The 1,805-nt window shown below is 51.5% G+C and carries 1 protein-coding gene; it reads left to right on the top strand.

The genetic code is table 11. The features are described from left to right. Window positions 1-1,805 (top strand): condensation domain-containing protein (locus FKV70_RS25775; RefSeq protein ID WP_244310855.1); only part of this gene is annotated, 1,805 nt, incomplete at both ends.

A 1,805-nucleotide genomic window follows, 5' to 3' on the forward strand; every position in this document is an offset into this window, starting at 1 on the left:
ACAAGCTCATCGCGCGTACAACACGGAAATGAATGACCTGTTGCTGGCTGCGCTCGGAAAAGCCGTCTATGACTGGTCTGGTTCCGAACGGGTGCTGATCAACCTGGAGGGCCATGGACGGGAAGCCGTTGTACCAGATGTGGATATTACGCGCACGGTCGGCTGGTTTACGAGCCAATTCCCGGTTGTACTGGATGGAAGTCTGGGAGAAGGAGGACATACCGCTCGCCTGATCAAGCGGACCAAGGAAGGGCTGCGTCATATTCCGCAAAAAGGCATCGGCTATGGGATTTTACGCTACCTGTCCGATATGAACGTGTTGGAAAAAGCAGGCGTGCAGTTACAGGCTCAGCCTGAAATCAGTTTTAACTATTTGGGCCAATTCGATCAGGATTATAAAGGCAATGATCTACAGCCTTCCGCCTATTCCATTGGTGTGCCTGTCAGCACGAATACGACTATGGATTTTGCGCTGGATATCAATGGAGTCATTGAGGATGGCGAGTTGATGTTCACGATTCGCTATGGCACAACGCAATTCCGTCATGAAACGGTTGCACGGCTTGGAGAACTGCTGGCATTCAATCTGCGTGAAGTCATTCATCATTGCGTCACCCAAGAGAGAACGGTGCTGACCCCAAGTGATGTCCTGTTAAACCATGTCACGCTGGACGAGCTGGAGCAATTGGTGGAAGATACGCGGGATCTGGGCGAGCTGGAAAATGTGTATGCTTTGACGCCGATGCAAAAGGGGATGCTCTTCTTCAGCCTGATGGATGAGAACTCGACGGCTTATTTTGAGCAGGCTACCTTTGAACTGAACGGGCGTTTTGATGTGGTTACCTTCGGCAAGAGCTTGGATCTGCTCGTACAGCGTCATGAGGCATTGCGGACGAACGTTATCAACACCTGGAAGGATGAGCCTGTGCAGGTCGTTTTCCGCCATCGCAGCGGAGAGTTGTACTATGAAGACCTGCGCGGACTAGAAAAAGAGGAACGAGAAGCTCGGGTGAAAGCTTTTGTCCTCGAGGATAAAGCAAAAGGATTCCGCCTCGCAGAGGATTCGCTCATTCGTGTCTCGATTTTGCAAACCGGGGATGAAACGTACCACTTTGTTTGGAGCTTCCATCACATTTTGATGGATGGCTGGTGCCTGTCTTTTATGACACAGGAGGTATTCGGCAGCTATCTGGCCCTGCGCGCGGGTCATGAGCCAGCGCTGGAGCCTGTCACGCCGTTCAGTCGCTTTATCGAATGGCTGGAACGTCAGGATCGTGAGGCGGCCTTGCAATACTGGCGTGGGTATCTGGCGGACTACGAGCAGCAAATTACGCTTCCGCAGCAAAAAGCCCTGCCGAAATCGATGCAAGTCGGGGAATATGTCGCTGAAGATCTGGAATGTGACTTCCAGCCAGAGCTGGTGGCTCAGATCGAACGGGTGGCGAAGCAAAATCAGGTCACGATCAACACGCTGATTCAGACCGTATGGGGCGTTCTGTTGCAGAAGTATAACAACAGTTCGGATGTCGTGTTCGGCAGCGTTGTGTCCGGTCGTCCAGGGGATATTCCAGGTGTGGAGCATATGATCGGGCTATTCATTAATACGATTCCAGTGCGTGTGCAGTCTGAACAAGGTGAAACCTTTGCCAAGCTGATGAAACGAACACAGCGGCAAGCCCTGGCTTCCAATGCCTATGATGCGTTCCCGCTGTATGAAATCCAAGCACTGACTGAGCAGAAGCAGGATTTAATCAACCATATTATGATATTTGAAAATTACCCGGTGGAGCAGCAGGTAGAGCAGT

Origin of the sequence: Paenibacillus ottowii (genome assembly GCF_006874425.1) — a bacterium.
Taxonomy (GTDB): domain Bacteria; phylum Bacillota; class Bacilli; order Paenibacillales; family Paenibacillaceae; genus Paenibacillus; species Paenibacillus ottowii.